At 49.6% G+C, this 14317-nt stretch carries 12 protein-coding genes; 9 read left to right on the forward strand and 3 right to left on the reverse strand.

Translation table 11 applies throughout. From position 1 onward, the window contains the following. Positions 1 to 69 precede the first annotated feature (69 nt). Positions 70 to 1086 carry an aspartate carbamoyltransferase gene (locus tag AB8S08_RS10305; protein ID WP_369742684.1) on the forward strand — a complete coding sequence of 339 codons (1017 nt, stop codon included), beginning with the start codon at positions 70 to 72 and terminating at the stop codon, positions 1084 to 1086. A 32-nt stretch (positions 1087 to 1118) separates the two neighbouring features. Continuing rightward, the gene (hemL, locus tag AB8S08_RS10310; RefSeq protein ID WP_153826798.1) at positions 1119 to 2402 is read left to right on the forward strand and encodes a glutamate-1-semialdehyde 2,1-aminomutase; all 1284 of its coding nucleotides are present in this window, start codon (positions 1119 to 1121) and stop codon (positions 2400 to 2402) included. Here hemL and mrcB read toward each other — a convergent pair. Genes mrcB through pepB form a run of 3 tightly spaced genes read right to left on the reverse strand, consistent with a single transcriptional unit; the run spans position 2394 to position 8423 of the window. Then, entirely contained in the window at positions 2394 to 4658 is a 2265-nt protein-coding gene (gene mrcB / locus AB8S08_RS10315) for a penicillin-binding protein 1B (protein WP_369742685.1), read from the reverse strand. The two genes, hemL and mrcB, sit on opposite strands and share 9 nt — an antisense overlap. Then, positions 4655 to 7120 (reverse strand): ATP-dependent helicase HrpB, encoded by a 2466-nt coding sequence (gene hrpB / locus AB8S08_RS10320; protein ID WP_110075885.1) that lies wholly within the window; start codon positions 7118 to 7120, stop codon positions 4655 to 4657. Before hrpB ends, mrcB begins: the two co-directional genes overlap by 4 nt. 13 nt (positions 7121 to 7133) lie before the next feature. Further along, the gene (gene pepB, locus AB8S08_RS10325) at positions 7134 to 8423 is read right to left on the reverse strand and encodes an aminopeptidase PepB (protein ID WP_369742686.1); all 1290 of its coding nucleotides are present in this window, start codon (positions 8421 to 8423) and stop codon (positions 7134 to 7136) included. A 70-nt stretch (positions 8424 to 8493) separates the two neighbouring features. Here pepB and sfsA point away from each other — a divergent pair, with 70 nt between their 5' ends. From sfsA to panC, 7 genes are all read left to right on the forward strand, one after another. Then, positions 8494 to 9219: a DNA/RNA nuclease SfsA gene (gene sfsA, locus AB8S08_RS10330; RefSeq protein WP_369742687.1), complete on the forward strand. Its 726-nt coding sequence runs from the start codon at positions 8494 to 8496 to the stop codon at positions 9217 to 9219. Between the two features lie 87 nt (positions 9220 to 9306). Next, positions 9307 to 9759, forward strand: coding sequence for an RNA polymerase-binding protein DksA (dksA, locus tag AB8S08_RS10335; protein WP_110075888.1), 453 nt, complete (start codon positions 9307 to 9309; stop codon positions 9757 to 9759). Between the two features lies 1 nt (position 9760). Continuing rightward, entirely contained in the window at positions 9761 to 10651 is an 891-nt protein-coding gene (gluQRS, locus tag AB8S08_RS10340; RefSeq protein WP_369742688.1) for a tRNA glutamyl-Q(34) synthetase GluQRS, read from the forward strand. Positions 10652 to 10715: 64 nt separating this feature from the next. Further along, positions 10716 to 12158 (forward strand): polynucleotide adenylyltransferase PcnB, encoded by a 1443-nt coding sequence (gene pcnB, locus AB8S08_RS10345; protein ID WP_369742689.1) that lies wholly within the window; start codon positions 10716 to 10718, stop codon positions 12156 to 12158. Next, positions 12151 to 12630 carry a 2-amino-4-hydroxy-6-hydroxymethyldihydropteridine diphosphokinase gene (gene folK / locus AB8S08_RS10350; RefSeq protein ID WP_110075890.1) on the forward strand — a complete coding sequence of 160 codons (480 nt, stop codon included), beginning with the start codon at positions 12151 to 12153 and terminating at the stop codon, positions 12628 to 12630. Before pcnB ends, folK begins: the two co-directional genes overlap by 8 nt. A 38-nt stretch (positions 12631 to 12668) precedes the next feature. Continuing rightward, the gene (gene panB / locus AB8S08_RS10355) at positions 12669 to 13463 is read left to right on the forward strand and encodes a 3-methyl-2-oxobutanoate hydroxymethyltransferase (protein WP_110075891.1); all 795 of its coding nucleotides are present in this window, start codon (positions 12669 to 12671) and stop codon (positions 13461 to 13463) included. A 6-nt stretch (positions 13464 to 13469) separates the two neighbouring features. Further along, a complete protein-coding gene (gene panC / locus AB8S08_RS10360; protein WP_110075892.1) occupies positions 13470 to 14309 on the forward strand; it encodes a pantoate--beta-alanine ligase in 840 nt (279 codons plus the stop codon). Positions 14310 to 14317: the final 8 nt, after the last annotated feature.

The raw sequence follows: 14317 nt of genomic DNA on the forward strand, positions 1-14317 counted from the left end.
ATTCTTTTTAACCACAAAATCTGCTAGAGTAGCCCTCCAGTGTTTACCTTCACTGCAGGGCTACCCATCATGAATTTTACCGGTTCTAATATTCTTTCAGTCGAGCAGTTTGACCTCGACAGTATTCAGCAGATTTTTGCCACGGCCGATCGCATGCAGCCATACGCACGTAGGCAAAAACGTACCAAAGTTCTCGATGGTGCCATCTTAGGTAATTTATTTTTTGAAGCTTCAACCCGTACTAGGGTGAGTTTTGGTACTGCGTTTAATCTGCTCGGTGGTGAAGTTCGTGAAACCACTGGTATGGAAAGCTCAGCTCTGGCCAAAGGCGAATCTTTATACGATACCGCCCGAGTGCTGAGTAGTTACAGCGATGTGATTGCCATGCGCCATCCTAAATCAGGTTCTGTTGCAGAGTTTGCGCAAGGCAGTCGAGTGCCTGTTATCAACGGTGGTGATGGAGCCAACGAGCATCCTACCCAAGCCTTGCTAGATCTCTACACCATTAAAAAAGAACTGGCTTACCATGGTCATCTTATTGATGGGATGCATATTTGCATGATGGGTGATTTAAAATACGGGCGCACCGTGCACTCGCTGTCACGCTTACTCGCACTCTATAAGAATATTCGTTTCACCTTGATTTCGCCCCAAGAATTGGCCATGCCTGATAGTGTGTTAGCCGTGTTAGATCAAGCTGGTCACCGTGTCACTATCACGGATCAAGTCAGTGGTAGTTCAGATGCTGATATTGTTTATCAAACCCGTATTCAGCAAGAGCGCTTTACTTCACCTCAAGAGGCTGATCAATATCGCGGTAAGTTTCGTTTAAATAGCGAAATCTATACCAAGCACTACAAACCCAATACCGTTATCATGCATCCTTTGCCGCGTGATTCACGCGCAGAAGCAAACGAACTAGATAACGATTTAAATCAACATCCAAACCTTGCTATTTTCCGCCAAGCGGACAACGGTGTGCTGATTCGTATGGCGCTCTTTGCACTAACGCTTGGGGTAGCCGAACAGGTTGAAAAATACGATTGCGAGGTGAATTGGTACAGCGATAAACGCAACTCGTACTAATTCGCTATTAGCTGTTAAATAAGAGGAAACTCATGTCTCGTTCTGATGAATTATTTGCTCAAGCTCAACAAAGTATTCCCGGTGGCGTGAACTCTCCGGTACGTGCCTTTAATGGCGTAGGTGGCTCTCCAATCTTTATTGAAAGTGCCGATGGCGCCTATATGTTTGATGCTGATGGCAACAAATACATTGATTATGTGGGCTCTTGGGGGCCGATGATTCTTGGCCATAACAACACTGCAATTCGCGAAGCGACTCATGCTGCTGTCGATCGTGGTTTAAGTTTTGGCACCCCTACCCCTAACGAAATCACTATGGCTGAGCGCATCAAGCAAATCGTGCCATCGATTGAGAAGGTGCGCATGGTGAATTCCGGTACCGAAGCTACCATGACAGCTATTCGTTTAGCCCGTGGTTATACTGGTCGCGATAAAATCTTGAAATTTGAAGGCTGTTATCACGGTCATGCTGACGCGTTATTAGTGAAAGCTGGCTCGGGTGCATTAACCCTGGGCGTACCTAACTCACCTGGGATCCCTGAGGACTTTGCTAAGCATACCTTAACGGTAACCTACAATGATTTAGCTTCGGTGAAACAGATTTTCGCCGAAGTTGGCGACCAAATCGCAACCATCATCGTTGAGCCCGTAGCCGGCAACATGAACTGTATTCCACCGGTACCAGGTTTTCTTGAAGGCTTACGTGAGATCTGTGATCAATACGGTAGCGTGCTGATTTTTGATGAAGTAATGACAGGCTTCCGTGTGGCTCGTGGTGGTGCGCAAGAGTACTACCAAGTTATCCCAGATTTAACCACCCTAGGTAAGGTTATTGGCGGTGGCATGCCAGTAGGTGCCTTTGGCGGTAAACGTGAAATCATGGATTACATTGCTCCTGTTGGTCCCGTCTACCAAGCTGGCACCTTATCAGGCAACCCAGTGGCTATGGCGGCCGGCTTAGCTGCCTTAAACCAATTGGATGACGAGCAGCTGTATCCTGGGTTAACAGCCAAAGTTGAACAATTAGTGAATGGCTTGCAAGCCTTAGCTGACGAGGCTGGTATTCCATTTACCACCAACCGCGCTGGCTCGATGTTTGGTTTTTTCTTTAGCAAAGAAGCGCAAGTAACAAGTTACCAGCAAGCTACCGAATGCAACATTGAGCATTTCCGCAAGTTCTACCATAGCATGTTGCGCCAAGGTGTTTACTTAGCGCCATCAGCGTTTGAGGCTGGTTTCATGTCAGCAGCTCACACGGACGCTGATATCGAGGCCACACTAGCAGCCGCTAAGGTAGCTTTCGCTGAATTAAAATAAGCGTTGCCACCAGCTTTTCTTTTCTACTGTGCCGGAACACCCTTGGTCTTCCGGCATTGTTTTAAAACGCGCAGGTACACGTAAGCCAGCCTCACAATCGTCGGGAATTGGCACCCCAAGCTGGCGATGAAAATTCACCACAGTCACTGTAGCTGGCATCTCTAACTGCAGCGGTTGTGGTTTAAATTGCTGTAATAAGGCTGCTACCACAGGTAACGCGCCTCGACTACCTGTAAGTCCTACCGGCTGATTATCATCTCGCCCTACCCAGACGCTAAACACATGCTGCTGATCGTATGCGACAAACCAACTATCACGATAATCATTGGTAGTACCGCTTTTACCAGCGAGCTGTTGCGAACCAACAAGCTGCGCTAAGGTTTTGCCGGTGCCTTCGTTGATCACCCCCCGCAGGCCATAATTGATTAAATAGCCAACCTCAGCACTGAACACCTGTTGGGCTGTTTGCGGCGAACGTTGGTATAAATTCAACCCTTGGTGATCCGTCATAGCGGCAATAGCGGCCACCGGTCGATGTTTGCCTGACTGCGCCAACATGGCATAGATTTCACTCACTTGCAGCGGCGACAGTGCCACCGAGCCCAGCGCTAAGGCAGGTACCTCAGGTATTGGGGTGTCCACACCGGTTGCCTGCAACATCGCCACCAATTGCTTAATACCAACTTGTTGAGCTAGCTTTACGGCGGGCACATTACGTGATTGCACCAAGGCATCATAAACCGATAAATCACCCAAAAAAGTTTCGTCATAATTTTGTGGTTGCCAATCAGCTTGTCCTTGACGTGGCACTACAATCGGCTCATCACGAATCACTTGCCCTAGTTCTAGCCCTTGATGCTCAAACGCGGCAGCATAAATCAGTGGTTTAACCAGGGAGCCAACGGGACGCATCGCATTTAGGGCACGGTTAAATCCTACCGCTCGAGGCTGTCGATCCCCCACCACCGCAGCTATCCCTGCTTGCTGATGGTTAACCACCACCACAGCTCCTTGTAAAAGTGGATCTTTACTGACCTGTGCCAGTTGCTGTTGCAGTGCTTGCTCCGCCGCTTGCTGCGCATTGGGGTCAAAGTAAGTGAACACTCGCAAACCCTGTTGCTGCCAATTATGAGGTAACGTAATCTGGCTAAGCTCTTGCTGGACACGTTCTAAATAATGGGGCAGTCTGGCCTTAACTAATTGTCCTGAACCAGTTGGCATCAGCTTAGCTGCTACTGCCACCTGATAGCTGTTGGGGTCTAGCAAATTATGCTCAAGCATTAATTGGAGGATCATATCTCGGCGCTCTAGCGCTCGTTCTGGATAGCGCCTTGGGTCATAATAAGAAGGACCTTTAATGACTCCAACCAATAACGCGATATCGGAAGCTGTTAGTTCTTGAACTTGTTTACCAAAATACAGGCGACTGGCTAAGCCAATTCCATGAATCGCCGAGCCTCGGTCTTGCCCAAAATAAACCTCATTCAAATAGGTTTCTAAGATTTCATTTTTACTAAAGCGATAATCAATAATAAGCGCCATCAGCGCTTCATTTGCTTTGCGCCACAAACTACGCTCGCGGGTTAAGTATAAATTTTTAACGAGCTGCTGAGTGAGTGTGCTGCCACCTTGTACCGTCCGCATCGCTATCAGATTGGCTACCGCTGCACGCGCAATCGAAGAGACTGAAATACCAGCATGATGATAAAAATCTCGGTCTTCAACTAACAGGAGAGTTTCAATCAGTAAGTTTGGCACCAACTCTAACCCTACCAACAACCGATCTTCATCACTGCCACCAGCTAAACGACCGAGTAGCGGTGCTTCTAGGCGAAACCTATTCAGTGCTCGGCCATCGGGTAAACTCTGAATCGCACGGATGCCGCCTGCTGCAAATTCAAGTCGCACTCGCTGCGCCATTGCCGGACCATCAGCAAAGTCAAACGGACGCCGATAGATGGTCAGGCTACTACCGCTTTGCTGATATTGCCCTGAATCGGTGATCTGCGTTACCCGTTGATAACTCAAGCGCTCCAATTCAGCAATCACAGTCGGGGCTGCAATAGTGCTACCTGGCACCAGCTCTAAACTGCGTGCATAAACCAGTGCAGGGGCTTGAAAGCGATTGGAGCTAAAACGCTTGGTTAACGAAGCATCAAGATAAATGAGGTAGCCCGCCACCAGCACTAGTCCAATCAATGCCAGCTTTAACCCAGTGATGAGTAAATACCTAAATACGGCTCTGGTACGGGTCATTCAAGATGTCTCTTTGTTTTATGTGTCGCCATGGCTAAGTGTGGCTGATCTGGCCATGGATGTTTGGGATAGCGGCCTTTCATTTCTTTTTTTACCGCAGTATATGCGTCATTCCAAAAGCTAGCTAAATCAGCGGTTCGTTGCAACAATCTGCCCGCCGGAGAGAGTAAATCTATGGTAAGGGTGACTTGTCCGAAGCACAGTGTTGGTGACATAGGTTCACCAAACATTTCTTGTAATTTAACTGCTATTAGTGGCGTTGCCTGGGTATAGTCAATCGTTTGTTCACGGCCGCTAGGCAAACGCAAATGACTGGGGCAAGCTTGCTGTAAGAGTTGCTGCTGAGAGTAGTTCAACCGAGCTTGCAAAGCCGTAAGTGGACGCCACTGGGTTAGCTGCTGCAAACTGGTAATATCTTGCCAATAGGGGCTCGCCCAGTCAGCTAAGCTAGCTAGTAAATGAGCTTCAGAAAAACTCGGCCACTGGGCTTGCTGGGCCGCTGGCAAATGCTGTTCTAAAAGCCGTGCTCGCGCCAGCCATTGCTGACAGCTTGCACTCCAACCCAACACAGCCAATCCCTGTTGCTGTACATAGTCGCGTAATGCCTGTATCCGTTGCTCCGCACTAGGCAGCTGAGCTACTGGTTGCGGATTAAACTTAATCGCTCCCAACTGCTGCCAACGAGTCGTTTGTAAGCGCTTGCTCGGCCCGCTCCACGTGGTTTCATCGTAACTACTGATGGTTAACGCTGGATGCGTTAAATCTGCCTCAGTTAATTCTAGCGCAGCACCAATAATAGCATCCGCTTGGCCTTCGCTGAAGTTGACTGTCAGTACTAACAGCCAGCGGCTAGGTTGACGTAAGTCTTGATGATGAAAACTGGCACCACCGCCATAGGCTAGTAGATATCGATCACTCTTAGCTCGCTGTAAGCCCACTCGATCAGCAAAGCCCCACAGCAATATTTCTGCAAACGCACTAGGCGGAAGTAGGCGCTCACTAGCAGTTATTCCTAAGCGTTTTAACCAATACTGATAGCGTTGTTGTTGGGCGCTATTGAATTGGGCTAGCGGCTGCGGAAACTGCTGCGGTTGACGCGGTAGCTGCTCCAGTTGTGCGATTAAATAAGCCACTGTCGCCCGGTAGCTGGCTGATTGCGATTGTGCATGAGCTATGATTCGCGCTAAACGCGGGTCACTCCCCAACTCACTTAGCTGTTGACCGAGCGCGGTTAAACGTCCGTTCTCTTGCACGGCCTGCAAGTTAACCAATGTTTGCTGCGCAGCGGCTAAATTGGCTGCTGACGGAGGGGTAAAGAAGCGCAGTTGAGCAGGTTCACTGCCCCAACGCTTGCACTCTAGTAGCAGCGAGGTTAAATCTGCGGTTTCAAGTTCTGGCACTTGATAATCACGCAAGCCATGCTGATCTGCTTCAGCCCACACTCTAAAACAAACCCCGGCCGCCGTTCGTCCAGCACGGCCAGCTCGCTGCGTAGCAGAAGCCTTGCTAATCCGCCGGGTAACTAAACGACTAACGCCATGTTGGGGATAATAAAGAGCTTGGCGCTCACGACCGCTATCCACCACTACATCTACCCCAGGAATGGTCACACTGGTTTCAGCAATATTTGTCGCTAAGATAATTCGCCGTTTACCTTCGCCTTGGCGCCCTCGTAAGACGTCACGCTGTGCTGCCGGCGCTACTTGCCGGTGTAGTGGATAAACTTGCCACTGCTCCTGCAACTGCTCATTCAAGGAGCGCGTAACATACTGAATATCAGCAAGCCCAGGCACAAATACCAGCACATCTTGTTGTGCTACTTGGCATGCTTCTTGGATAACTTGAGGTAAATGCTGCTGCCAACGGCTACTGGCAGGCGGTGGTCGATAATGAATGCTGATGGGATACTGACGCCCTTCACTGCGAAGAATCTGGCAATCTACCCCAGCTTCGCTAAGCCAAGCCGCAATCGGCTCTGCTGGTAACGTGGCCGACATCACCAGTACACTTAAGTCAGGTCGCAATAGGAGGCTTTCTTGCAACATTGCTAGGCCCAAGTCACTCGCCAAATTCCGCTCATGAAACTCGTCAAAAATCACCATACCCACCCCAGCTAGCTCCGGGTCTTGTTGCAGGTATTGAGTAAACATACCCTCGGTAACAATGAGCAACCGAGTGTGCTGGTTAAAGCGAGCCTCGCCGCGAATGTGGTAACCTACCGTTTGCCCCACGGGTTCATCCAGCTGTCGAGCCAGATAGGTTGCAATGGCAAGGGTTGCTAGCCGCCGCGGTTGCAACATTAAAATGCGTTGCTGAGCGAGACTAGGCTGCTGCAACAACGCCAGTGGCAACAGTGTCGACTTGCCCGCCCCTGGCGGAGCTTCGATGACCACTCGAGCCGCCGGTAACAACTTTACCAAAGGTTCAATTAAAGCTTGTACCGGCAACTGCTCAGTGGTCATTTACGCTTACAAATCAGTTTAACAAGGTGGCCGCAATAGTACGGAAGCCCAGCGCGGTGGCGCCCGCCGCACACATTCCATTAGCACTACCATGATACGCCGCAGCAATGTCAAAATGCAGCCAACCCGCACCTTCATTCGGCGCAAAACGCAATAAAAAGCCAGCGGCATTACTTGCGCCACCAGCACCACCACCTTTTTGCGGACGGCTATTGGCGGTATCTGCAAAAGCGGATGGGCAATTATCACAATGCCATGGTTGCAACGGCAAACGCCAGAGTAATTCTTGATTAGCCGCAGCTGAGGCTAGCGCCTGCTGAGCGTAGTCATCATCAACACTAAACAACGCATTGTACTCAGTACCAACAGCAACCTGCGCTGCGCCCGTTAACGTGGCTGCGTCAATGATATGCTTGGCATTAACTTCAGCCGCATAAATAAGGCCATCGGCTAGCACCAAACGTCCTTCGGCGTCAGTGTTGACAATTTCCACTGTGGTGCCATTTTTATAAGTAATGATGTCACCTAACTTATAGGCGCGCCCATCAATCAGGTTTTCCGCACAACACAACACCAATTGCACTCGTTTGTTTAGGCCCTGTTCAATGGCATATCCTAAAGCACCTGCTACGGTTGCCGCGCCACCCATGTCGCACTTCATTGCTAACATGCCTTCGCTAGACTTAATACTTAGGCCACCGCTATCAAAGGTGATCCCTTTACCAATCAATACTGTGTCTACCTCAGCTTTTGGGTCCTTGCTTGGGTTGTAGTCTACCACCAGCATCACCGGTGGCTTGACGCTAGCTCTACCCACCGTATGAATACCCATACGTTGCTCAGCCAATAACTCATCGCCAACCACTTTGCGGACACTAATAGCTGCTGGTGCCAACTCGGTAAGTTTATCAGCCACACGTTGGGCAAGGGCCTCAGGATAGATGGCCTCGGGCGGTAAATTAATTAACTCTCGCACCCAATTTGCATGCTTCTGTAATAAATTAAGTTGCTGCTCATGGTTGGCCCACGTGATCTTATTTTTGCTAAGAGTGTCCGTAAAGCCTTTAGCGAAAGCCCATTGCTGTTCTAAGTTCCAGTTGTCACCCCGCAAGCTAACAGCATTGATTCCAAGATTATCTAATTGGCGGCCGGCCCGCTGAATTTTACGTAAATCGTTAGCTTCATTGCCAGTTAACGAGATCACGGCGCCGCGTTCATTCATGATGACCGCGGCAGAAGCCTTCCAACCGCCTGTAGTGGTGGTGCTTGCGGATTCTAAAAAGACAGGTACTGTGCTAGACATGCGATGTGGCTCCCAGTATGTTTGCGTGTTTAGATGGTGTCTATCGTACTTGAGCAAGATGGGGCTGACAATGAAGTTTATCAAGGTACTTGAGCCGGCAACCTTAACTAAACGTTACCAACGCTTTCTAGCAGATGTGGAGAGTGCCGATGGTAGTGCCTTTACCATTCACTGCCCGAATACCGGTGCTATGACGGGTTGTGCCGAACCCGGCATGCGGGTATGGATGAGCGCCTCGGATAATCCTAAACGTAAATATCGCTACACTTGGGAACTCGCCCAAAGCAGCGCCGGTCACATGATCTGCGTGAATACCCAGCAAGCCAACAAGATTGCTGGCGAGGCTTTAGCTGATGGCGTGATTCCGCAACTGGAGGGGTTACACGAACTGCAAGCGGAGCAGAAATATGGTTACGACAACCGCCGCATTGACTGGCTGGGTCTGGATAAACATGCGAAAAAAGTTTTTATTGAAGTAAAAAGTGTCACCTTAGCTGAGCATAATCAGGGCTATTTTCCCGATACTGTTAGCCAACGGGCAACGCAACATTTACGCAGTTTGATGGATATGGTTAACGATGGTCATCGGGCGGTAGTGCTCTACGTGGTCTTGCATAGCGCTATCGAACAGGTCACGGCAGCTAGCCAGCTTGATCCAAACTACGCGCAGATGTGTATTGAGGCGGCAAAAATAGGAGTTGAATTTTACGCATTGGGGTGCCATATCAGCCCGAGCGAAATCACCGCGACAACAACCTTGCCGGTGATACCTGTTAGCAGCAGTGCAAAAAGTTAACTTTTGTTTAAATAAAATTGCACCGCCGATTACTTTCTGGTATATGTACCGACCATTTTTTTAACCGTCTCATACAGGAGATCCATAATGCCTCAAGGAACGCCGAAAAAAGCCCATGGCATTCTGGCACAAGCTGGCCTTGAACCTTATCAAGAGAAGCCAGGTGAAGAATACATGAATGAGGCGCAACGTGCGCATTTTCGTAAAATTTTAGAAGTGTGGCGTGCTCAGTTGCGTGAAGAAGTTGACCGTACTGTTCACCACATGAAAGACGAAGCAGCTAACTTTCCTGATCCAGTGGACCGCGCCGCGCAAGAAGAAGAGTTCAGTTTAGAACTCCGTACTCGCGACCGCGAGCGTAAGCTGATCAAGAAAATTGAAAAAACACTGCAGAAAATTGAAGCTGATGACTTCGGCTTTTGTGATTCGTGCGGCATTGAAATCGGTGTGCGACGTTTAGAAGCGCGTCCTACTGCTGACCTTTGCGTCGATTGCAAAACCCTCGCCGAAATCAAAGAGAAGCAGATGACCGGCGCCTAATATGGCGACACCAAGCATGGCCAACCAGCCATACTGTGGCCGCTTTGCCCCGACCCCGTCGGGGCCCTTGCATTTTGGCTCATTAGTAGCCGCTTTGGCCAGCTATTTAGATGCGAAAGCTCATGCCGGACGCTGGCTAGTGCGCATCGAGGACATTGACGAACCGCGCGCAGTAGCAGGAGCCGACCAAGTTATCCTGCAACAATTAGAGCGCTTTGGTCTGCATTGGGACGGCGACGTTATTTACCAAAGTCAGCGCAAAGAGCGTTATCGTCAGGCTCTAGCTGAGTTGCAGCAGCAACAGTTAACCTATCCTTGCAACTGCACCCGAAAACAAATCAAAGCCCGTGGTGAATACTATACCGGTCACTGTCGTGCCGGGGTCGAAGGACCTGGGCCCTATGCCATTCGCTATTTGAATCAAACTCCTGTTATGGCCTTTACCGATGGTATTCAAGGCGAGGTGAACATAGCTCCCGCTGTTGCTGGCGAAGATTTTGTGTTGTTGCGGCGTGATGGTTGGTTCACCTATCAGCTGGCGGTTGTGATAGATGATATTGATCAAGGGGTTACAGATATCGTTCGCGGCGCAGACCTGCTCACTGCAACCAGTTGGCAAATTAATTTGTGGCGCCACTTTAGCCAGCGCCAGCCGCATTTTAAACATATTCCGCTAGCTCTAGATGAACAGGGGCAGAAACTCAGTAAGCAAAATCATGCCCCCGCGCTTAATCCGCAGCAAGTTAGTGAGCAACTCTGGCAAGCCTGTCAGTTTCTACAGCTCACTGAAGTCCCCTTAACCAATCCCGCAGACCTTTTAAGCCTAGCCAGTCAAGCTTGGCGTGCTAAGTTCTTTCCTGAAACGTCTGCACAGGATACAATAACGCGTTAATTTTAAGCACCGAGGCCTTAATGTAAGTAGCTAGCCTTATGACGCAGCCACGCGCCTCATCTAAATGTACGGAGAAACCCCCATTATTAAGCGCATTAAAGCATTGGCAAAGCGAGCCCTACAACGTCAACCAGAATCCTCGCTGCCAGCAAATATTCTTGCCAAACCTATTGTTATTACTCGCGATCAGCATCCCATTTCGCGTAAAGACATTCCTGAGCACGCCTTAAAAGTTTTGTACCGCCTGCACAATGCTGGCTACCAAGCTTTCTTAGTGGGTGGTTGTGTACGCGATTTATTACTAGGTATTCAACCTAAAGATTTTGATGTGGCTACCAATGCTCAACCTGAGCAAGTGAAGGCGTTATTTCGCAACTGTCGTTTGGTTGGCCGTCGTTTTCGCTTAGCACACGTGGTTTTTGGCCGCGACGTTATCGAGGTGGCTACGTTTCGCGGGCATCATGATAGCCCCGCCGATGAGCCGGCCAAGACTGATAAAATTGCCAAGCAAAATGCTGCCGGTATGTTGGTTCGCGACAATGTTTTCGGCTCTATTGAAGAAGATGCACAACGGCGTGATTTCACCGTCAATGCGCTCTACTACAACATCGCCGATTTTTGTATTTATGATTTTGCCAACGGGGTGAAAGACATCGAGGCCGGGGTGTTGCGAATGATTGGTGATAGTGCCACTCGCTACCGTGAAGACCCAGTGCGCATGTTACGTGCCATTCGCTTTGCCACCAAGTTAAACATGCGTATGGATAGCAGTGTTGCAGACCCCATTAAAGAACTAGCTCCGTTGTTGCAAAATATTCCTGCAGCACGCCTGTTTGAAGAAAGTCTGAAACTATTTACCGCTGGTAAAGGCCTTGCAAATTTTGAAATGCTGGTTGAATATCAATTATTTCAACAGCTATTCCCGCTGCTGCGTAGTTATCTGAAGGCCCCTGACGAGGCTCCCTATCAGTTGCTTAAACAAACCTTTGCAGATACCGATGAACGGGTCCGCAATGGTCAACGTATTACTCCGGCTTACTTATATGCAGCGCTATTGTGGTGGCCACTCCAGGCTCGCATGGAACAGCTCACCTTTGAAGGTGGTCTATCTCAGGCTGATGCACTTAACTTAGCAGCAGCCGATGTGATAGGTAAACAGGTGCAAAGTATTGCTATCCCTAAACGTTTCACCATTCCTGCGCGTGAGATCTGGCAATTACAGCAACGTTTAGAGCGCGCTCAAGGTAAACGCATTGGCATGGTCTTAGGGCATCCGAAATTTCGCGCTGCCTATGATTTCTTGCTCCTGCGTGCTAATACAGCGACCGCCCTTGAACGTGGTAAATTAGAGCAACTGGCACAGTTTTGGACCAAACAGCAACAAAACGGTACCCCTGCTATTGCGCCTAGCGCAGATGATGCCGGCAATAGACCCAAGCCTAAGCGGCGCGGCCGCAGAGCCGGACGTCGACGTCGAAGCCCCAAGCAAGAGAACTCTAATGGCTAAGGTTTATATCGCCTTGGGCGCTAATCTTGGCGACCCTGTGCAAACGCTAAAAGATGCTTTACTGGAATTAGCCAGTGGTCCTGCATTGCAGCAGCTTCGCGCCAGCTCACTGTACCGCAGCAAGCCAATGGGCCCGGCTGACCAACCCGATTATGTGAACGCGGTAGTGACTGCGACCACCGAGCTAGAACCACTAGCGCTGCTAGATTATCTGCAAGCCATTGAGCAGCAGTTCGGGCGCCAGCGTTTGCGCCACTGGGGCCCTCGCACACTCGATTTAGATATTCTGCTGGTGGATGACCTAGTGAGTACGAGCGAACGGTTAACGCTTCCGCACCCTGGCCTCTCTGAAAGAGATTTTGTAGTGGTGCCCTTAGCTGAGCTAGCGCCAACTTTAGTGTTACCTAACGGACAGACGCTACAGCAGTTAAAACAGTCCATGCAGCATCATGACCTCGTTAAGATTAGCTGATACAATCAAGTTCTGAGCTTTCCTGCAAGGAGTATCTGATGGCCGCTATGACCATAGCCAAACTAGCTAAGAAGAAGTTAGCTGGCGAAAAAATCACCTCAATTACGGCTTACGATGCCTCGTTTGCAAAGCTTTTTGCCGAGTGTGGCGTCGATTTTATGTTAGTCGGTGACTCCTTAGGCAACGTGGTACAGGGGCAGTCCAGCACCTTGCCCGTTACTCTTGCTGATATTGTTTATCACACTCAAGCTGTGCGTCGTGGTGCCCCTGAGGCTTTCGTGATGGCTGACATGCCATTTATGACTTATGCCAGCCCAGCCCAAGCATGCGATAACGCCGCTGAACTGATGCGCGCCGGCGCCAATATGGTAAAGCTTGAAGGCGGCGATTGGCTGCTTGAAACCATACGCTGTTTGGTTGAACGGAGCGTTCCAGTATGCGCCCACTTAGGGCTGTTACCCCAATCGGTTAATGTACTTGGCGGTTATAAGATTCAAGGCAGAGAGCAATCTGCGGCGGACAATACCTTGCGCCAAGCGTTGGCATTGCAAGAAGCTGGGGCACAATTATTGGTGCTAGAATGTGTGCCGGTGGCCCTCGGTCAACGCATTAGCGAAGCTTTGACCATCCCGACCATTGGCATTGGTGCAGGTCCGCATACAGACGGACAAATTTTAGTCATGCATGATATGTTTGGCTTAAACAGCGACTATTTACCTAAATTTGTAAAGAACTTTTTAGCTGATGCCGGTGATTTGCGCGGTGCCGTTGAGATGTATGTTGCGCAAGTTAAAGCCGGGCAATTCCCGGGTCCTGAACATTCTTTTGAGTAACCCACGATGCAACGACTCACTAGTCTTGAAGAACTACGCGCTTGGCGTGCACAACAACAGGGGCAAGTAGCCCTCGTACCCACGATGGGAAATTTGCATGAAGGTCATTTAAAGCTGGTAGATATGGCGCGCCAACGGGCTGATAAGGTCGTCGTGAGTATCTTTGTTAATCCGCTGCAGTTTGGTCAAAACGAAGATCTTGATAACTACCCTCGTACCCTTGATGCTGATTGTCGCGCGCTCGCTGAACGTGGTGTCAGCGCCGTGTTTGCTCCAACCGTACAGGATATGTATCCACGCGGATTAGCGGAACAAACCACAATAGAGGTACCTGGTATCTCTACCATTCTTTGTGGTGCTAGCCGTCCTGGTCATTTTCGTGGGGTGGCTACGATTGTGGCCAAGTTGTTCAATATGGTGCAGCCAGATTTAGCCATTTTTGGTGAAAAAGACTTTCAACAATTACAAGTTATTCGTCTTATGGTGCAAGATTTGAGCTTGCCTGTGGACATTTTAGGCCTGCCAACTCAGCGTGCGACTGACGGCCTAGCACTCAGCTCGCGCAATGGTTATCTATCAGATACCGAGCGCCAGCAAGCACCACTGCTCTATCAACAACTGAAAACCTGTGCCGAACGAATCAGCGCTGGCGAGGATGCGCAGCAAGTGCTTAATCAAGCGGTGACACACATCACCGCTGCTGGCTTCAAACTAGATTATTTAGAATTACGCCGACATGCAGATCTACAACCTGCACAAGCAACCGATAAGCATTTAGTGTTGTTAGTAGCAGCTTACTTAGGCAGCACCAGACTTATCGATAACTTAAGTTTTAAGCGGTCTTAACCGAACCG

It is taken from the genome of Pseudidiomarina sp. PP-1MA (genome assembly GCF_041200125.1).
GTDB classification, from domain to species: domain Bacteria; phylum Pseudomonadota; class Gammaproteobacteria; order Enterobacterales; family Alteromonadaceae; genus Pseudidiomarina; species Pseudidiomarina fusca.